Source organism: Neptuniibacter sp. CAU 1671 (assembly GCF_029222905.1).
Classification (GTDB): domain Bacteria; phylum Pseudomonadota; class Gammaproteobacteria; order Pseudomonadales; family Balneatricaceae; genus Neptuniibacter.
Genome location: NZ_JARHUE010000002.1, coordinates 202,835 through 219,828 on the forward strand (window position 1 = coordinate 202,835; position 16,994 = coordinate 219,828).

The 16,994-nt window shown below is 52.7% G+C and carries 17 protein-coding genes; 15 read left to right on the forward strand and 2 right to left on the reverse strand.

What is annotated here, in order from left to right:
- Positions 1-129: 129 nt before the first annotated feature.
- The 14 genes from ccmA (at position 130) to P2G53_RS04960 (ending at position 12,618) form a co-directional block, all read left to right on the forward strand.
- Entirely contained in the window at positions 130-771 is a 642-nt protein-coding gene (ccmA, locus tag P2G53_RS04895) for a cytochrome c biogenesis heme-transporting ATPase CcmA (protein WP_275814649.1), read from the forward strand.
- A gap of 44 nt (positions 772-815) precedes the next feature.
- Positions 816-1,484, forward strand: coding sequence for a heme exporter protein CcmB (gene ccmB / locus P2G53_RS04900; protein ID WP_275815243.1), 669 nt, complete (start codon positions 816-818; stop codon positions 1,482-1,484).
- A gap of 9 nt (positions 1,485-1,493) precedes the next feature.
- Complete coding sequence (locus P2G53_RS04905) at positions 1,494-2,252, forward strand: heme ABC transporter permease (protein ID WP_275814650.1); 759 nt, start codon at positions 1,494-1,496, stop codon at positions 2,250-2,252.
- 7 nt (positions 2,253-2,259) lie between these two features.
- Positions 2,260-2,436 (forward strand): heme exporter protein CcmD, encoded by a 177-nt coding sequence (gene ccmD / locus P2G53_RS04910; protein ID WP_275814652.1) that lies wholly within the window; start codon positions 2,260-2,262, stop codon positions 2,434-2,436.
- A complete protein-coding gene (gene ccmE / locus P2G53_RS04915) occupies positions 2,436-2,897 on the forward strand; it encodes a cytochrome c maturation protein CcmE (RefSeq protein WP_275814653.1) in 462 nt (153 codons plus the stop codon). The genes ccmD and ccmE overlap by 1 nt, the downstream gene beginning before the upstream one ends.
- A complete protein-coding gene (locus P2G53_RS04920) occupies positions 2,894-4,846 on the forward strand; it encodes a heme lyase CcmF/NrfE family subunit (RefSeq protein ID WP_275814655.1) in 1,953 nt (650 codons plus the stop codon). The genes ccmE and P2G53_RS04920 overlap by 4 nt, the downstream gene beginning before the upstream one ends.
- A 24-nt stretch (positions 4,847-4,870) precedes the next feature.
- Positions 4,871-5,413 carry a DsbE family thiol:disulfide interchange protein gene (locus P2G53_RS04925; protein ID WP_275814658.1) on the forward strand — a complete coding sequence of 181 codons (543 nt, stop codon included), beginning with the start codon at positions 4,871-4,873 and terminating at the stop codon, positions 5,411-5,413.
- Positions 5,413-5,880, forward strand: coding sequence for a cytochrome c-type biogenesis protein (locus P2G53_RS04930; RefSeq protein WP_275814661.1), 468 nt, complete (start codon positions 5,413-5,415; stop codon positions 5,878-5,880). Before P2G53_RS04925 ends, P2G53_RS04930 begins: the two co-directional genes overlap by 1 nt.
- On the forward strand, positions 5,877-7,109 hold the full coding sequence (gene ccmI, locus P2G53_RS04935; RefSeq protein WP_275814664.1) for a c-type cytochrome biogenesis protein CcmI: 1,233 nt from the start codon (positions 5,877-5,879) through the stop codon (positions 7,107-7,109). The genes P2G53_RS04930 and ccmI overlap by 4 nt, the downstream gene beginning before the upstream one ends.
- 108 nt (positions 7,110-7,217) lie before the next feature.
- Positions 7,218-8,810, forward strand: coding sequence for a cell division protein ZipA (gene zipA / locus P2G53_RS04940; RefSeq protein WP_275814667.1), 1,593 nt, complete (start codon positions 7,218-7,220; stop codon positions 8,808-8,810).
- 17 nt (positions 8,811-8,827) lie between these two features.
- Complete coding sequence (ligA, locus tag P2G53_RS04945) at positions 8,828-11,188, forward strand: NAD-dependent DNA ligase LigA (RefSeq protein WP_275814670.1); 2,361 nt, start codon at positions 8,828-8,830, stop codon at positions 11,186-11,188.
- Complete coding sequence (locus tag P2G53_RS04950; protein WP_275814673.1) at positions 11,185-11,724, forward strand: hypothetical protein; 540 nt, start codon at positions 11,185-11,187, stop codon at positions 11,722-11,724. The genes ligA and P2G53_RS04950 overlap by 4 nt, the downstream gene beginning before the upstream one ends.
- A gap of 2 nt (positions 11,725-11,726) precedes the next feature.
- Positions 11,727-11,942: a YheU family protein gene (locus P2G53_RS04955; protein ID WP_275814676.1), complete on the forward strand. Its 216-nt coding sequence runs from the start codon at positions 11,727-11,729 to the stop codon at positions 11,940-11,942.
- Between the two features lie 10 nt (positions 11,943-11,952).
- A complete protein-coding gene (locus P2G53_RS04960; protein WP_275814679.1) occupies positions 11,953-12,618 on the forward strand; it encodes a DUF4126 domain-containing protein in 666 nt (221 codons plus the stop codon).
- Positions 12,619-12,624: 6 nt separating this feature from the next.
- Here P2G53_RS04960 and P2G53_RS04965 read toward each other — a convergent pair whose 3' ends face one another.
- Together P2G53_RS04965 and mnmC are read right to left on the reverse strand one after the other, a co-directional pair.
- Positions 12,625-13,263: a CBS domain-containing protein gene (locus P2G53_RS04965; protein WP_275814682.1), complete on the reverse strand. Its 639-nt coding sequence runs from the start codon at positions 13,261-13,263 to the stop codon at positions 12,625-12,627.
- Positions 13,264-13,410: 147 nt separating this feature from the next.
- Complete coding sequence (mnmC, locus tag P2G53_RS04970; protein WP_275815245.1) at positions 13,411-15,357, reverse strand: bifunctional tRNA (5-methylaminomethyl-2-thiouridine)(34)-methyltransferase MnmD/FAD-dependent 5-carboxymethylaminomethyl-2-thiouridine(34) oxidoreductase MnmC; 1,947 nt, start codon at positions 15,355-15,357, stop codon at positions 13,411-13,413.
- A gap of 222 nt (positions 15,358-15,579) precedes the next feature.
- Here mnmC and P2G53_RS04975 point away from each other — a divergent pair, with 222 nt between their 5' ends.
- The gene (locus P2G53_RS04975) at positions 15,580-16,986 is read left to right on the forward strand and encodes a mannose-1-phosphate guanylyltransferase/mannose-6-phosphate isomerase (protein WP_275814685.1); all 1,407 of its coding nucleotides are present in this window, start codon (positions 15,580-15,582) and stop codon (positions 16,984-16,986) included.
- Positions 16,987-16,994: the final 8 nt, after the last annotated feature.

Sequence of the window (16,994 nt, forward strand, 5' to 3'; positions counted from 1 at the left end):
CATATATAATCCTTCGTCTTATAAAATCGGCTGTTGCTGGCAAAAGTATAGTGGCATAACCGGTATCTGGTATTGTGACCACTCCGTCCGGCCAAAGTGCTGGGGGTAGATCATCAATTGGGAGTTTGCTTGAGCGAAGCATTGTTAAAGGTCGAAGCGCTGTTCTGTGAGCGGGATGAGCGTGTGTTGTTTGAAGACCTCAGCTTCATGCTGCATGCCGGTGAGGTGTTGCAGATTGAGGGCCAGAACGGCAGCGGTAAAACGACTCTGTTGCGAATCTTAAGCGGACTTTCCAGCCATTATGAAGGCGACATCTTCTGGCGGGGTGAGCCGCTCGGTGAAGTGCGGGAAAACTTTCTGGCTGAAATGCTCTATTTTGGCCATCAGCCCGGCGTAAAGGCGATGCTGACGCCTGAAGAAAACCTGCGTTGGTACACCTCTGTTCAGCCAGCCCTGGATCGCGTGACAATTTACGAAGCACTTGAAAAAGTTGGCCTGCGGGGCTTTGAAGATATGCCTTGTCACAGCCTATCAGCCGGCCAGAACCGACGGGTCAGTCTGGCTCGTCTCTATTTGAGCCGCTCGCCACTCTGGATTCTGGATGAGCCTTTCACTGCGATCGATAAGCGTGGTGTGGCTGAGAAAGAAGCTCTGATCCGCCAGCATGCTGAAATGGGTGGGGCCGTCATTCTGACAACCCATCATGAACTGACTGCTCATGACGGGCTACGGCGGATCAATCTTGATCAATTGGCGGGAACTAATTCATGAACCTGCAGACAAATCAGCAGCTTGAGATAAAAGAGCCGGCGTTGATGTCGGGTTTCGTCGCCGTATTGAAACGGGATCTGATGCTGGCTTATCGCCGTAAAAGCGACCTGCTCAATCCGCTGATATTTTTTCTGATGGTGGCGACACTGTTTCCGCTGGGCGTTAGTCCGGAACCGCAGTTTCTGGCAGAAGTGGCGCCGGGTGTGGTCTGGGTGGCGGCGTTGCTCGCGACGCTGTTGTCGATGGACGGGTTGTTCCGCTCCGACTACGAGGATGGCACGCTGGAACAGATGCTGCTTTGCCCTCAGCCCCTGTTTCTGACTGTGATGGCAAAGGTGCTGGCGCACTGGATGATGACTGGATTGCCCTTGACGCTGATGGCGCCGCTGCTGGGTGTGATGCTGTTTTTACCGGGCGAAGGAATGGGTGGTTTGATGCTCAGCCTGCTGCTGGGTACGCCAACCCTGAGCCTGGTCGGTGCAATTGGTGCGGCGTTGACAGTTGGATTGCGTAAAGGCGGGGTGTTGATTTCCCTGCTGGTGTTACCTCTGTATATTCCGGTGTTGATTTTCGGTACCGGTGCGGTGCAGGCGGCTGTGACCGGTTTGCCTCTGGTGGGTTTTGTGGCCCTGTTAGGTGCCATGTTGGTGTTGGGGTTAGTGTTGGCGCCTTTTGCCATCAGTGCTGCGCTGCGTATCTCTGTGAGCGGATGAGTTAGTTGTATGAGTGAAAACAAAAAATGGTTACCGCGCTGGTTTTTTCAACTGGCTTCACCGCGCTGGTGTTATGACATCACTGGAAAACTGCTGCCGGGCTTTGTGATTGCCATGCTGTTACTGCTGGTAACTGGCATTGTCTGGGCGCTTATGTTCGCGCCAGCGGATTATCAGCAGGGTAACAGTTTCCGCATTATCTACATCCATGTGCCCTCTGCCATTCTGGCCCAGTCCTGCTACATGCTGATGGCGATTGCGGGTGCAATCGGCCTGATCTGGAAGATGAAAGTAGCGGATATGGTGGCCAAAAGCTGCGCGCCTATTGGTGCGACGATTGCCATTATGGCGCTGGCAACCGGTGCTATCTGGGGAAAACCGACCTGGGGTTCTTGGTGGGTCTGGGATGCGCGTCTGACCTCAATGTTAATCCTGCTGTTTCTCTATCTGGGTGTAATTGCTCTGCACTCCGCCATCGAAAATGAAGTGACCGCCGCCCAGTCTGCTGCTGTGCTGTCACTGGTGGGTCTGGTGAACATCCCGATCATTAAATACTCCGTAGAGTGGTGGAATACGCTGCATCAGCCCGCCACGTTCAAGCTGACCGAAAAACCTGCAATGCCGCCAGAAATGTGGGTGCCGTTGCTGGTGATGGTGATCGGTTTTTACTGCTTTTTTGCGGTTTCCCTGATGCTCCGTCTACGCAATGAGATTCTGCAGCGTGAACGTCGAGCAGGCTGGGTACGCGAACTGATTGAAAAACAGTGAGGTAACTGTGAGTTTCGACAGCATTTCCGAATTTTTTGCTATGGGCGGTCATGGACTTTATGTCTGGCTGAGTTATGCCATCGCCCTGGCGATCCTGGTTTTGAACATTATTAACCCAGTGATGCAGAAGAAAAAAGTTCTGACTGATCTGGCACGCCGTCTTCGCAGGGAGAAGAGTACCTGATGAACCCGAAACGCAAACGCCGCCTTTTGATTGTTCTTTTTCTGGTGTTTGGTGTCTGTGTCGCAGTTGGACTGACACTGTATGCCCTGAGCCAGAATATTAACCTGTTTTACTCACCCAGTCAGATCGCTAAAGGTGAAGCGCCGAAAGAAACCCGCATCCGTGCCGGTGGCATGGTGGTGGATGGCAGTGTGAAACGCGATACCCAAAGTCTGGATGTCACCTTTGCCATCACTGATTACGAACACACGACGCTGGTGAAATACAGTGGCATATTGCCGGACCTGTTCCGGGAAGGTCAGGGCATTGTGGCGCAGGGTGAACTGGATGCAAACAATGTGCTGCAGGCATCAGAAGTGCTGGCAAAACATGATGAAAACTACATGCCGCCTGAAGTGGCCGAGGCGTTGAAAGCGACCGGGAATATGCCAAAACCTGAGGCCGAGGTGTTTAACAAATGATTCCTGAGCTGGGCCAATACGCCCTGATCCTCGCGCTGTGTTGTGCTGGTTTGCTGGCGGTCGTACCCATGTCGGGTGCGTTCACCGGTAACCGTCTCTGGATGAGTTATGCCCGACCGCTGGCGGTGGGCATGTTTGTCTTTCTGCTGATCAGCTTTGTCTGTCTGGGTTATGCCTTTGTCACTGATGACTTCTCAGTGGTTTATGTGGCGAGTAACTCCAACACCAAACTGCCTATCTACTACAAGCTGAGTGCCATCTGGGGTGGCCATGAAGGTTCACTGCTGTTGTGGGTTGTGATTCTGGGGGCATGGACTGTGGCGGTGGCGCTGAAAAGTGACAATCTGCCACTGGATATTGTGGCCCGGGTGCTGGCGGTCATGGGTATTATCAGCGTCGGTTTTATTCTCTTTACGTTGATGACATCCAGTCCCTTCGACCGGCATCTGCCAGCTTTCCCTGATGAAGGTGGCGATCTTAACCCGCTGCTGCAGGATTTTGGTCTGATTATTCATCCGCCGATGCTCTACATGGGCTATGTCGGGTTCTCTGTGGCCTTTGCCTTTGCCATTGCGGCACTGCTGAGTGGTCGCTTGGATGCGGCCTGGGCGCGCTGGTCCCGGCCATGGACCAATGTGGCCTGGGCGTTTCTGACGCTGGGCATCGCCCTGGGTAGCTGGTGGGCTTACTACGAGCTCGGCTGGGGTGGCTGGTGGTTCTGGGATCCGGTAGAAAACGCCTCCTTTATGCCATGGCTGGTGGGTACCGCACTGGTGCACAGTCTGGCGGTAACCGAAAAGCGCGGGGTGTTCAAAAGCTGGACTGTGCTGCTGGCGATCTTCGCTTTTTCGCTGAGTCTGCTGGGTACCTTCCTGGTACGTTCCGGGGTGCTGACCTCGGTACATGCCTTTGCTACCGATCCGGAGCGTGGTTTCTTTATTCTGGCACTGCTGGCGATCACGATCGGCGGTTCTTTGTTGCTTTACGCAATTAAGGCTGCGCATGTTAAAAGCGAATCCAGTTTTGAGCTGTTGTCCCGCGAAACCTTCCTGCTGGGCAACAATATTTTGCTGGTTGTAGTGGCCATGATGGTGTTGCTGGGTACCCTCTATCCACTGCTGGTGGATGCGTTAAACCTGGGCAAAATCTCGGTGGGGCCTCCGTACTTTAATGCGCTGTTTATCCCGCTGATGTCGGTGATGGTTGTGCTGATGGGTTTTGGTCTGGTTGCCCGCTGGCGTCATACCCGGGGCCAACTGCTCAAGCCTCTCTGGATTCCCGCCGTACTGAGTATAGTTCTGGCGGCAGCCTTCCCTTATCTCTATGGCGGCAGTCTGGAGTTGGGCGTTGTGCTGGGTATGCTGCTGGTGTTCTGGATTGTGTTCAGCTGCCTGAGGGATGTACTGAACAAAATTGCCAATAAGCGTTCGTTCTGGCAGGGGCTGAAAGGGCTGTCGCGCAGCTATTACGCCATGCAACTGTCGCATATCGGTGTTGCGGTGACCATTGTGGGCATGACGCTGGTGTCGGTCTACAACGAAGAGCGGGACCTGCGCATGGCGCCGGGTGACCGACTCGATTTCAAACAATATCAGTTTGTATTTGAAGGTGCCCGTCATAAGGAAGGGCCTAACTATGTTTCTGATCAGGGTGTGATCCGGGTACTTAAAAACGGTGAAGCCTACGGCATGCTGTATCCGGAAAAACGTCTTTATACCGCCCGCGGTAATGTGATGACCGAAGCCGCACTGGATCCGGGCTTATTCCGCGATCTGTATGTGGCCATGGGTGAGTCTCTGGGTGAGGGCGCCTGGGCAGTACGTGTTCAGCATAAACCCTTTGTGCGTTGGTTGTGGTTGGGCGGTCTGCTGATGACAGCTGGTGGTTTACTGGCTGCATCGGATCCACGTTACCGTAAACAGGCGAAACGTCGCCTGTCAGCGGCCTGATTTGGCGGCTTTACAGGAGTTTTTATGCGTCGTTTGATTTTGTTTGTCCCGCTGCTGGTGTTCTTTGTGATGGGGATATTCCTCTGGCGGGGCTTGCAGCTGGATCCGTCAAAACTGCCATCCGCGCTGCTGGATAAGCCGGTGCCGGCGTTCAGTCTGCCTTCTTTGCAGCAGCCAGAAAGGATGCTGAGCGAGCTGGACCTGAAAGGTCAGCCCGCGCTGCTGAATGTCTGGGCAACCTGGTGTCCCTCCTGCAAACAGGAACATCCGCATCTCAACCGTATCAAGGATGAGGGTTACCGCATCATTGGTCTGAATTACAAAGATGAGCGGGTGAAGGCGTTGGCCTGGCTGGACCGTTACCTGAACCCCTATGCTGAAGTCATCTTCGACGAAAAAGGCACCCTGGGTCTGGACCTTGGTGTGTATGGCGCACCTGAAACCTATGTTGTCGATGCTAACGGCACCATTCGCTATAAACACGTGGGTGTGGTGGATGAGCGGGTATGGCAGCAGATCAAACCAATGCTGGATCAAATGGCCAGTGGTGAGCAGGTGACGCAATAATGAAAAAGCTGCTGATCCTTCTGTGTTTGTTGCCGGTGTTGTCGCAGGCCGCTATTGATACCTATGAGTTCAAGGACGATGCGACCCGCGAGCGTTTCCATACGCTGGTATTTGAGCTGCGTTGTCCTAAGTGTCAGAACCAGAATCTGGCTGACTCTAATTCACCTATCGCGTCGGATCTGCGACGTGAGATTCACCGCATGCTGGAAGAGGGCAATAACGACGCTGAGATCATCGATTTCATGGTCGCTCGTTATGGTGATTTTGTGCTGTATCGCCCGCCCGTGAACCACCTGACCTATGTCCTCTGGTATGGCCCGTTCGGCCTGTTGCTGGTGGGGATTGTGGTGTTACTGCTGTTGCCAAAACTGTTGCGTAAGAGATCTCAGGATAAAGATGAGTCACACCTGAGCAGTAACGAGGCAGATCGACTGAATAAGCTTCTTGAGCAGGAAAAAGATCAATGACGCAATTATGGTTTGCCATGGCGGTGCTGACAGTCATCGCAATGGGGTTTGTGTTTGTGCCGGCCTGGCGTAACCGTGAGACGCTGGAAACAGCTGAAGATCGCCGGCATCAGAATGTAGATATTTTCCGTGAGCGGTTATCTGAGCTGGAGCAGGAGCGTGATAACGGCAATCTGGATGAAAGCGACTTTGAAAGCCTGAAAACTGAGCTTGAACGTAACCTGCTGATCGATGCCGAGGAACCTGAACAGGCCGCAGCTCCGGTGAAACTGAATACCCAGACACGTGTCACCATTGCCTTGCTGGCGCTGTTGATTCCGGCCATCAGTATTGGTCTGTATTCCAAACTGGGACGCTCCGCGGATCTGGAACTGGCGATGAATGATCCTTTTCAGGGACGTCAGCCCACGATGGAAGAAGCGGTATCTGAGCTTGAACGCCAGCTGGGTCGCAATCCGGAGAATGCTGAGGGCTGGTTCCTGCTGGCAACCAGCTATCTGAACATGGCGCGTTACGATGAATCGGTTACTGTGCTGGAAAAAGTACTCAAATTGCTACCACCGGATGCGCCTCAGTATCCGGGGGTGATCGCGCAGTATGCGCAGGCGATTTATTTTGCCAACGGCAGCCAGATGGATGAGGCGGTGATGACTCAGGTCGAGAAGGCGCTGTCACTGGACCCCTATGAGATTACAGCGCTGGGACTGCTGGGGATCAGTGCGTTTGAGCAGGGTGAATATGAAACCGCGATTACCCACTGGCGCAAAGCTCTGACCAATGCTGAGGGGGCATCTGAACAGTCGCTGTTGTCAGGGATTCGCAGTGCCCGTGATCGACTGGTTGAACTGGGTAAACCAGTGCCTGATTTGCCAGAGCTGGTTGAAGCTTCGATTCCGGTGCAGGTGACACTGTCTGAAGCGCTTAAGGCGTCGGTTTCACCTGAGCAGACAGTGTTTGTGTTTGCCCGTCCGGTGGGTGGCCGGATGCCACTGGCGGCAGTCAAGTTAACGGTGGCTGACCTACCGGTGGCGCTGGTGCTGGATGATACGCTGGCGATGAATCCGCAGATGACGCTCTCTTCAGTGACCGAGGTTGAAGTTTCGGCGCGAATTTCGGTAGCTGGACAGCCTCAGGCGCAGCCGGGCGATATGTTTGGTGTTATTTCGCCAGTGGCCGTGCATGGCCTGACGAAACCGCTGGATTTGGTGATCGATCAGGTTGTGGAATAAAGCTACCTCGTTTTATAGTAAAGCAATGGTTTTTCGGCACAGGACAGTGCCCCGGCAGTGCGGCTTCGGTCAACTGTCATTGTCAAAGCTCTCGATTGCAGGTTGTTTATGGATATCGGTTTGCGTGAATGGTTGATCATCGGTGGCGTCATTCTGATTCTGCTGATCATCCTTGATGGCTGGCGCCGGATGAAAGGGCGCCAGAGCAATCTGAAGATGCGTATCGATAAACGTTTCACGGATGTAAAGGATACCCGGGATGACGATTACAACCCGGAGCTGCCCGGGGGTGGCGCACGTGTGGTCGGTGGCTACACTGCCGAGCCTAAGTCTGAGATCCAAGCGAAAGAAACAGCTTCCACCCACGAACGAATTGAGCCGCATCTTGATGAGCACTCTTTTGATCTGAAACCCGCTGCTGCTAAATCTACAGACGACTGGGATGATCCGGATATCCTGGGTCCGGCACGGGTTGTGTCTTCTGCTTCAGCATCAATCGTTGACGCTGAACCGCAGACTGTATTTGAAGAGCCTTCCGCCAGATTAGACTCTCATGACGCGGTTGCTACGCAGATCGAGCCTGAGTCAGAGCCAGAGCCTGCGTCCTCAGTTCAGGACTGGGATGATGGGCTGCCGGAAGAAGATGAGGTGCTGGGTGCTGCCCGGGTGGTAGAAGCTCAGGAACCGGTTGAGGCATCCCAGCACGATGCTGATGAAGATGACTGGTTGCCGGAGACTGACCCGTTACTGGACGGCTTTGACGAAGCAGCAGCATTGGAAAAAGCTGCCCAGCCAGAGCCAGAGCCAGAGCCAGAGCCAGAGCCAGAGCCAGAGCCAGAGCCTGTAAAACCCGTTTTGGTTGTCGAAGAACCTGAGCTGGACTTTGATAAACCGATAACGGCTTTCTGTCCTGAACTTAAATCGCCTGTGACAGAACCTGCCGTGGCTGAGGCTGAGCAGACGGAGGTCGCTCCGGTTCATGTTGAGGTTGAACCGTCAGATCCAGCAGAGGCAGATGAGTTACCTGTCGCAGAAACAACGCCAGTTTCTGCACCCCAGTCATCTGAGCCAGAACCTCAGCTTCAGCCGACACCGATACCGAAGAAAACCCCGGTACCTGAAACGATGACGGCCGATCCGTTACTCGATTTGCCCGCTAAAAAACAGCGCCCGGAACCGCCGCAAATGGATCTGCTGCAGGCGGCCGCAGAACCGCAGCCTGAAAAAACGTCAGCTGCTCAGTCTGCAGAAACGGATACTAATCATGTGCTTGTGTTGTCCGTGATTGCAAAAGACGCAGACAGGCTGGAAGGTCGGGCACTGCAGCGAGTAATCAAAGCCTGTGGTATGTCGTTTGGTGATATGGATATTTACCATCGCTACGAAAATGATGATGGCAGCGGGCCCGTTCAGTTCAGCATGGCAAATGCCCTGTTGCCGGGTACCTTTAACGACAAAGATCCCGACAGTCTGACTACCAAGGCGGTCAGCTTCTTTATGTCGATGGATAATCCAACGCGCAAAATGGAAGCGCTTGAGTGCATGCTGGCCACCGCCGAAACCGTGGCAAAACACCTGGGTGGTGAGATGCTGGATGAAGACCGCTCTGTTATGCGATCACAAACCCGGGAACATTATCGTCAGCGTATTCGTGATTACGAAATGGAAAAAATGCGCCGGCGCAGTGAGAAAACCGTTTAATCCCCGCCCGACTGGACATGCCGGTGACAATCCACGATGAAATTAACCAGCTGCGCGAGCAGCTGAACCTCCATAATTACCGCTATTACGTGCAGGACGAACCCAGTATCCCTGATGCTGAATATGACCGTCTGATGCAGCGGTTAAAACAGCTCGAAAGCCAACACCCTGAACTTGTTACAGCAGACTCGCCGACGCAGCGCGTGGGTGCAAGGCCTTTGACCGCGTTTACTCAGGTCACGCATGAGATGCCGATGTTGTCGCTGGATAATGCGTTTGCTGAAGCGGATATGGAGGACTTTAACCGGCGTATTCTGAGTCGGCTGGATTACCCGGTCGGTACTCAAATCGAGTTCGCTTGCGAACCGAAACTGGACGGCATTGCGGTCAGTCTGCTTTATGAAGATGGTCTGTTTGTGCGGGGCGCTACTCGCGGTGACGGCACCACCGGAGAGGATATTACCCAGAATATTCGCACCATCCCCAGTGTTCCTTTGCGCTTGAGGGGCGAGGGTTTTCCTCGTCGTCTCGAAGTGCGTGGCGAAGTTTATATGCCAAGAGAGGGTTTTGAAGCCCTGAATGAACAGGCTCGGCTGCAGGGGCAGAAAACCTTTGTTAATCCGCGTAACGCGGCGGCAGGCAGTTTACGTCAGCTTGATTCCAGGATTACCGCCGCTCGCCCGTTGCAGATGTGCAGCTACAGTGTTGGCATCGTCGAAGGCGGCACGCTACCCGGTCAACAGGATCAGATGCTCAAACAACTGGCGCAGTGGGGTTTCAGGTTGAATCCGCTGCTGGAGGTTGTCAGCGGCGTTGCGGGCTGCCTTGATTATTATCAGCGGATTCTGGCTCAGCGAGATCAGCTGGGGTATGAGATTGATGGTGTCGTATTTAAGGTGAATGATCTGGCTCTGCAGCAGAAGCTGGGGTTTGTTTCCAGAGCGCCGCGTTGGGCAATTGCCCATAAATTCCCGGCGCAGGAGGAACTCACCCAGGTCCGTGCGGTTGAGTTTCAGGTGGGCCGAACCGGCGCAGTGACCCCGGTGGCAAGACTGGAACCGGTCTTTGTCGGGGGTGTGACGGTCTCAAATGCGACCTTGCATAACATGGACGAGATTGCCCGGCTGGACCTTCGGGTGGGTGATACTGTTGTCATTCGCCGGGCCGGGGATGTGATTCCACAGGTGGTGCAGGTGGTTCCTGAGCGTCGCCCTGAGGATGCCAGGCGTGTAGAAATTCCTGAAAATTGCCCGGTCTGCGGCTCCCATGTTGAGCGGGTACAGCGTGTTTTGCGCAGTAAGTCTGGTGCCAGAGTTGAAGAGGGTGCGGCCTACCGCTGTGTAGGTCGACTTTCCTGTAAAGCCCAGCGCCAGCAGGCCCTGATCCATTTTGCTTCACGCAAAGCGATGGATATCGACGGCCTGGGCGAGAAGATCGTTCAGCAACTGGTTGAGGCTGATCTGGTGCAATCACCGGCAGACCTCTATCGCCTGGTACCTGCGCAGCTTGAGCCGCTGGAAGGCTTTGCTAAACTGTCGGCCAGTAATCTGTATGAAGCCATTCAATCGCGTAAAACGGTGGAGTTAGCGCGCCTGATCTATGCCCTGGGCATTCCTGATGTGGGGGAAGAGACCGCGCGCACTCTGGCACTGAGTCTGGGTTCGATGGCCCGGATTCGTGAAGCTCTGCCGGATACCCTGACCTGGTTGCCGGATATCGGTTTGGAAGTGGCAACAGAAATTCATAATTTCTTCCACGATGAAAGCAATAAAGAGGCTCTTGATGACCTTTTAGACATGCTTGAAAAGGTTGAAGAAACTGGAGAACTCTCATCTAAACAGGCTTCGATAGCTTCTCTTGCTCAGTTGCTTGAGCGCGTGAATATAAAAGGTGTGGCCAAGGTAGGTGCGGAACGTCTGGCCGAACACTTTGGTTCTCTGGAGGCTGTACTGACGGCAGATGCAGACGCACTGGCAGCCGTGCCGAAATTATCAGCGAAAGCGGTGAAGGGTTTGCTGAGTTGTATTGCTGATGTCGCTTGGGTTGAGCGCGTCCAGTCACTGGAACAGCAGCTAAGAACCTTTGGTATGCACTGGGAATCTGCGCCGGCTCATACATCTGCGGATAATGAGCCGCTGGCCGATCAGACCTGGGTGTTGACCGGTACACTGGAGTCCATGGGGCGTAATGAAGCTAAAGCTTACCTGCAGCAGCTAGGTGCCAAGGTCGCCGGCAGCGTGTCAGCAAAAACCAGCTGTGTGGTTGCTGGGCCCGGAGCCGGCTCAAAACTGGCTCAGGCCAACAAACATGGCATTCAGGTTATGAATGAGGCAGACTTCCTTGATTATCTGAAACAACAGGGAATTGATCTGGCATGAGAGCCTTACTGTTCATCTCGGCGTTAATGGTGGGTTGTTCCAGCCTGCCACCCGCACCCCCCAGCATCTGCGATCAGCTGGAGGATAATGATGAATGGTTACAGCCACTGCTCAGTGCGCGGGCGCAGTATGGCACGCCGGTTGAACTGAGTCTGGCACTGCTGGAACCACCTCTGTCTGATACCGATAAAGTCCATGTTCGGGTGCGTACGCCTGACTGGGATGAATATCGGGTTCGCTCGGAAAACTGGGGTGCAGATAGTCATTCTATTGCTGATGCCGTTGATTTTGTGGGTTGGTTTAGTCGTGAATCCGTCGCCCGCAATCAGATTGGCTGGCAGGATTATCGTTCGCATTATCTGGCATTACGTCTGGGGCATGGCGGATTGTTGCGCTTTGAACCTGAAAAGTATCCCGAACTTGAGCAGCAGGCTCTGGCTGTGGATTCGCAAGCCCGACTCTGGCGGCAACAGATCACACAGTGTGAGTCTGATTGGCATAAGAAACCCTGGTATAGCCGTCTGAAAGTCTGGTAATCATGATTGTTCCCTGGCAGGCAGTTCAGCCTGAAACGCTTGATAACCTGATCGAAGAATACGTGACCCGTGATGGCACCGATTACGGTGAGCAGGAGACCTCCCTGTCTCGTCGCGTCGAGCAGATAAGGACTAAACTGCAGTCAGGCGAGGCAGTACTTTTATTCAGCGAAAGTACAGGCCTGTGCAATATAGTGGCGAAAGACAGTTTAAGTTGAGGACGCCCGTATGGACCAGTTAGAACAGATTACAGGCCTGATTGCCCTGAGCATGGGACTGGGCTGGGCCAGCGGTATTAATCTCTACGCAACGGTGCTGATGCTCGGCGTGCTGAGCAATATGGGGCATATTACGTTGCCTGAAGAACTCCAGATTGTGGGTGACCCGCTGGTATTGATGGCGGCGGGTTTCATGTACTTTGTGGAGTTTTTTGCCGATAAAGTACCGGGTGTCGATACGGGTTGGGATGGATTACATACCTTTATCCGGATTCCGGCGGGTGCGGCACTGGCGGCTGGCGCTGTCGGTGACCTGAGTCCGGCGGTCGGACTGGCTGCCGCGCTGGTGGGTGGTTCACTGGCGGCGGGGTCACATGCCGCCAAAGCGGGCAGCCGGGTGCTTATCAATACATCACCTGAGCCGGTCAGCAACTGGGCGGCGTCAATCAGTGAAGACCTATTGGTCATTGGCGGATTATGGGCGGCACTCAATCACCCCGTCTGGTTCCTGGTGGCGCTGGTGCTGTTTGTCTTGCTGCTTATTTGGCTGTTGCCCAAGTTATGGCGGGGCATCAAACGGGTCTTTCAGTTTATTGCGGGCTTGTTCGGAGGAGGGCAGCCACCTGTGGAAACGCCATCAAGTACTCCTTCCGGTCGATCATTACCGCCGCGCTAGTTCTGGTTAAACCCAGCGCTCCAGATGGGGCCCGCTTACCAGTAGTCTGAGCAGGTCATAACGGCAGATAATGCCAACAACGTTGTCGTCTTTATCGACCACAGGCATGGCGTTGATGTTGTGTTCGAGGAAACTGCTGGCGACTTCTCTGACCAGTGTTTCAGGTGTCGCCGCGACAAGCTTGCCAGAATAGAGGCTCTCGATACTGTCCACGGATGAAATACCCGCTTCCAGAATGTCGTGATTGGACACAAGACCCAGTGGTTTGCCGCCTTCGGTTACCAGCAAGTGGTTAATCTCGTTATCCTGCATTCGTTGCCAGGCGGATTGAACCAGCGTGTAGGGTGGAACGGTGACGACTGGGGACACCATAATATGGGCCGCAGTGAGTTTACGGCGATCTTCCAGAGAACCTGCCGATTTTGCGGCGGTGTTCATATAGGCCTGAGAGACAGGGTGCCGGCCCGGTTGGCCAGAAGGTTTACCCTGAATGATAATCCGGTCTTGTTCCGCTAGGTGGGATTCTTTCTGGGTGCTGGTCTGGGTGCCTTTGGTCTGCGTGGTAGCATCAACCCCGCTGGGAGGAAAAATTGTTTCCTTCGGCGTTTGAATGCGATAACCGTGATCGTAAATATAAAGTGCCACGCAGAGTCCTTCCAGATACCAGACAACGCCCACAGCGCGTAGACGTAAGAATGTATCACATATCAGTAATATCGTCAGTTAGCGCAAGTTCTTTATTTGCCATGCTTTTTTCATGGTTATTGGTTGTCGCGCTTAAGACATAGACCATTAAATTTGTTTTCTGATCAGATTTTTGATTAAAAACCGGCTTGGGTTCAACGCATCATGAATCGGCTTACGCATGGGCAATGGCTCTGCGCAGATTAGCGCAGCCAGATATTCGCCACATAGAGGGGTCGTGACCAGGCCTTTTGAGCCGTGGCCGCAGTTCACATATAAACCAGGCAGGTGCGACGCTGAAACATTACTGAACTTCCATTTGCGATCTTTGCGCAGAGGGGCAAACCGCTCGAGGGTGGTCTCTGGGTCCGGTGCGGGTCCTACAATGGGTAGATAGTCCGGTGTGCTACAGCGGAATGAGACTCTACCGGTAAGTAGGTGCTTACTTTTTTCAAAATCTGCGGCAAGATCAGGCAGTACTTTTGCGAGGTTGTGCAGATTGGTGTCATGGCCGCTGTCAGTGATCTCGAGAGACGTGCTTTTCAGCTCGAAGGTAGCGCCGAAACAGTAGTGGTCCCTGAAGGGCGGTGAAATATAACCGTCACCGCAGATAACCTGATTCAGTTTTTGATTGGTAACGGACGCAGGAATGATGGATACCTGACCCCGAATCGGTTTAAGAGGCAGGTGCTGTGTCTGCACAAACTGGCTGGTGGCTTCAGCCTGACACAGAATGACGGTACTGGTGTGGTAGGTCTTCTGTGCTGCCGTTTGTACAATCCACATACCGTCCTGATAGGTTAACTCGGTTAACTGGCTGTCAGGGACATAGTCGATGCAGGGGTGGTTTAGCAGTGCACGACAGAAATCGGCAGGTGAGACCCAGCCCGCCAGTTTCATGATCAAACCGTCATGGGTCACAGTTTGCTGGGTGAGTTTGGAGAGAGTATCCTTGCTGCCATCCTCGACAATCTCCTGCGGATAAGCCGCTTCATTGATCAGGGCCTGTTGACGGGTACGTTCGGCATCGTCCGTTGCAATCTGCACCACTTCGCATTCTGACCAGAACGTTTGCTCAGGATCTAACTGACGCAGTAAATTAAGGCTGAAGTGGCTGGCGCAGAGGTGAAGTTCACTTTGCAGAGTGGGTTTCACTGAGAGTTTGGTGTACAGAGCCCCCTGAGGGTTGCCGGAGCCACCCTGCGCTGGCTTGTCTGCCGCATCTAAAACAGTAACTTTAATACCCCGCTGAGCCAGCGCCCAAGCTGTAGTGCATCCAGCAAGGCCGGCACCGGAAATGACTACCTGTTCCGGACGTGCCTGAGAGGGTAAATCAAACCAGGGTGTTACCGTGGGTTCTGGAATATTGTCCTGCAGATAACGGCCCACTAACCGCTCCCGTTTCTGACCAAAACCTTTGCGCTTTTCAACTTCAAATCCCACTGCCTGCAGTCCGCGCCTGACAGCACCAGCAGCCGTAAATGTCGCAAATGTAGTGCCTTTATGGCTCAGTCGTGCCATCTGTTGAAACAGAGCATCTGACCACATCTCAGGATTCTTAGAGGGCGCGAACCCATCAAGATACCAGGCATCAACCATCGCGGAGAGTTGACTGAAGCCTGAGGCCGCATCGCCGATAATAAGTGTGAGTTTGATACGACCTTCCAAAAAAGCGAGAGTGTAAACACCCGGAGTGCTCGGTGGATATTGCTGGATAAGCTGATCAGAGAGCGATTTGAATTCAGGCCAGCAAGTATGAGATTTGGCTAAGTCGGTTAAGGCTAAAGGGTATTTTTCAACACTGATAAAATGAAGACATTGAGCCTCCTTGCTTTGCCCAATGAATGACTGAGCTGTACAGAGAAAGTTTAAACCGGTACCAAAACCTGTTTCAGCAATCGTGAAAACTGTTTGAACATTGCCAGCGAGTTTCTCGTTAAGTAAGTTGCCTTGCCAAAAGACATACAATGACTCTTCTTTGCCATGCAGAGGGTTAAAGTAAATATCATCAAATGCTTCAGAGTGAGGGGAGTGGTCGCGCCAGGTAACGCGCATTGTTGAGGTGTTATATGAATGCAAAGTTTGATCCTGCTCTGAACGGTAATCGCTATGATCCGTTAATCTTATGATGGCAGTGAAACTCTGCAAGTCATAATTCCCATAAGCAGTGGTATAGTGGTATCGGTGGATGCGCAGGTGGATGCTTAAGGGTCAGGCTTTATATATGCTTGAAATGATAATGCGTGTTTGCATGGATAATAAGGAAATGAAAGCTCGATGATCGTGCCCGTTGTTATGGCCGGAGGTAGTGGAACCCGCCTCTGGCCTCTGTCCCGTAAACTCTACCCCAAACAGTTTTTAAGCCTATTGGGCGAAAAAACTATGCTTGAACTAACGCTTGAAAGAGTACGTTCAATCACTCAGCTACCTCCCATACTGATCTGCAACGAAGAGCATCGTTTTTTGGCAGCAGAACAGGTTCGGCGAGTCGGGGTAGACGATGCATCAATCATTCTTGAACCTTGCGGCAGGAACACTGCCCCGGCAATTGCGTTGGCGGCCTTGAGAGCGGTGAGTAACGGGGAAGACCCATTGTTACTGGTGGTAGCTGCTGATCATTTTATTGAAAAACCAGAAGCATTTGTTCAGGCAGTCGGTACTGCAATAAATGCGGCTAAAAAAGGTGACTTGGTGACCTTTGGTGTAGTTCCATCAAAGCCTGAGACGGGTTATGGATACATCCAGAAAAGTCATCAAACCGGCCAGGGCATTTGGAAAATAGCAAGGTTTTGTGAAAAGCCTGATATTAAAGATGCAAGGGAGTATGTCGCTTCAGGTGAATACTTCTGGAACAGTGGCATTTTTTTCTTTCGTGCAAGCGCTTATCTTGAAGCACTTAAAACATATGCGCCTGATATATTGGAATATTGTCAGGCTGCTTTCGCGCTTGCGACTAACGACCTTGATTTTATTCGTATTGATAAAGATGCATTCGCAAACTGCCCTGAAAATTCTATCGACTATGCAGTGATGGAACATACTGAGCGTGGCGCAATGGTGCCATTGGATGCCGGATGGACAGATATAGGTTCCTGGGCCTCTCTCTGGGAAGTAATGGCCCAGGACAACAAGGGTAATGGCAGTCAGGGCGATGTGTTTCTATTGGATACAGTAAACTCACTCGTATATGCAAATAATCGGCTGGTTGTAGCCTTAGGCGTAGAAAACCTTATTCTGGTTGAAACCAAAGATGCGGTTTTGGTAGCTGATAAAGCCAAAGTGCAAGATGTGAAAGAAGCGGTCCGGTTATTAGATGATGAGGGCAGGCAGGAGCACATATTACACAGAGAGGTGTATCGGCCATGGGGTAAATATGACGCAATCGATGAAGGGAATCGATATCAGGTAAAACGTATCACTGTCCAGCCAGGTGCCGCACTCTCACTTCAGTTACATCACCATCGTGCAGAACACTGGATTGTTGTCAGCGGGACGGCAGAGGTCAGATTAGGTGATCAAATCACGTTTCTGACAGAAAATGAGTCGACTTATATTCCTGTTGGACAAATTCACTCACTCAAGAACCCAGGTAAAGTTCCTTTAGAATTGATAGAGGTTCAGTCGGGAACGTATTTGGGTGAAGATGATATTGTTCGGTTTGATGATCAGTATGGGCGTCTTTAAAAATGTTA

What these genes read in the sequence shown, in the direction of transcription:
- ligA (WP_275814670.1), top strand. Translation starts at nt 8,828, where the DNA reads ATGCCGGTGACAATCCACGATGAAATTAACCAGCTGCGCGAGCAGCTG.
- zipA (WP_275814667.1), top strand. Translation starts at nt 7,218, where the DNA reads ATGGATATCGGTTTGCGTGAATGGTTGATCATCGGTGGCGTCATTCTG.
- P2G53_RS04930 (WP_275814661.1), top strand. Translation starts at nt 5,413, where the DNA reads ATGAAAAAGCTGCTGATCCTTCTGTGTTTGTTGCCGGTGTTGTCGCAG.
- P2G53_RS04960 (WP_275814679.1), top strand. Translation starts at nt 11,953, where the DNA reads ATGGACCAGTTAGAACAGATTACAGGCCTGATTGCCCTGAGCATGGGA.
- ccmE (WP_275814653.1), top strand. Translation starts at nt 2,436, where the DNA reads ATGAACCCGAAACGCAAACGCCGCCTTTTGATTGTTCTTTTTCTGGTG.
- P2G53_RS04955 (WP_275814676.1), top strand. Translation starts at nt 11,727, where the DNA reads ATGATTGTTCCCTGGCAGGCAGTTCAGCCTGAAACGCTTGATAACCTG.
- mnmC (WP_275815245.1), bottom strand. Translation starts at nt 15,357, where the DNA reads ATGCGCGTTACCTGGCGCGACCACTCCCCTCACTCTGAAGCATTTGAT.
- ccmB (WP_275815243.1), top strand. Translation starts at nt 816, where the DNA reads ATGTCGGGTTTCGTCGCCGTATTGAAACGGGATCTGATGCTGGCTTAT.
- ccmI (WP_275814664.1), top strand. Translation starts at nt 5,877, where the DNA reads ATGACGCAATTATGGTTTGCCATGGCGGTGCTGACAGTCATCGCAATG.
- P2G53_RS04975 (WP_275814685.1), top strand. Translation starts at nt 15,580, where the DNA reads ATGATCGTGCCCGTTGTTATGGCCGGAGGTAGTGGAACCCGCCTCTGG.
- P2G53_RS04920 (WP_275814655.1), top strand. Translation starts at nt 2,894, where the DNA reads ATGATTCCTGAGCTGGGCCAATACGCCCTGATCCTCGCGCTGTGTTGT.
- P2G53_RS04950 (WP_275814673.1), top strand. Translation starts at nt 11,185, where the DNA reads ATGAGAGCCTTACTGTTCATCTCGGCGTTAATGGTGGGTTGTTCCAGC.
- P2G53_RS04925 (WP_275814658.1), top strand. Translation starts at nt 4,871, where the DNA reads ATGCGTCGTTTGATTTTGTTTGTCCCGCTGCTGGTGTTCTTTGTGATG.
- P2G53_RS04905 (WP_275814650.1), top strand. Translation starts at nt 1,494, where the DNA reads ATGAGTGAAAACAAAAAATGGTTACCGCGCTGGTTTTTTCAACTGGCT.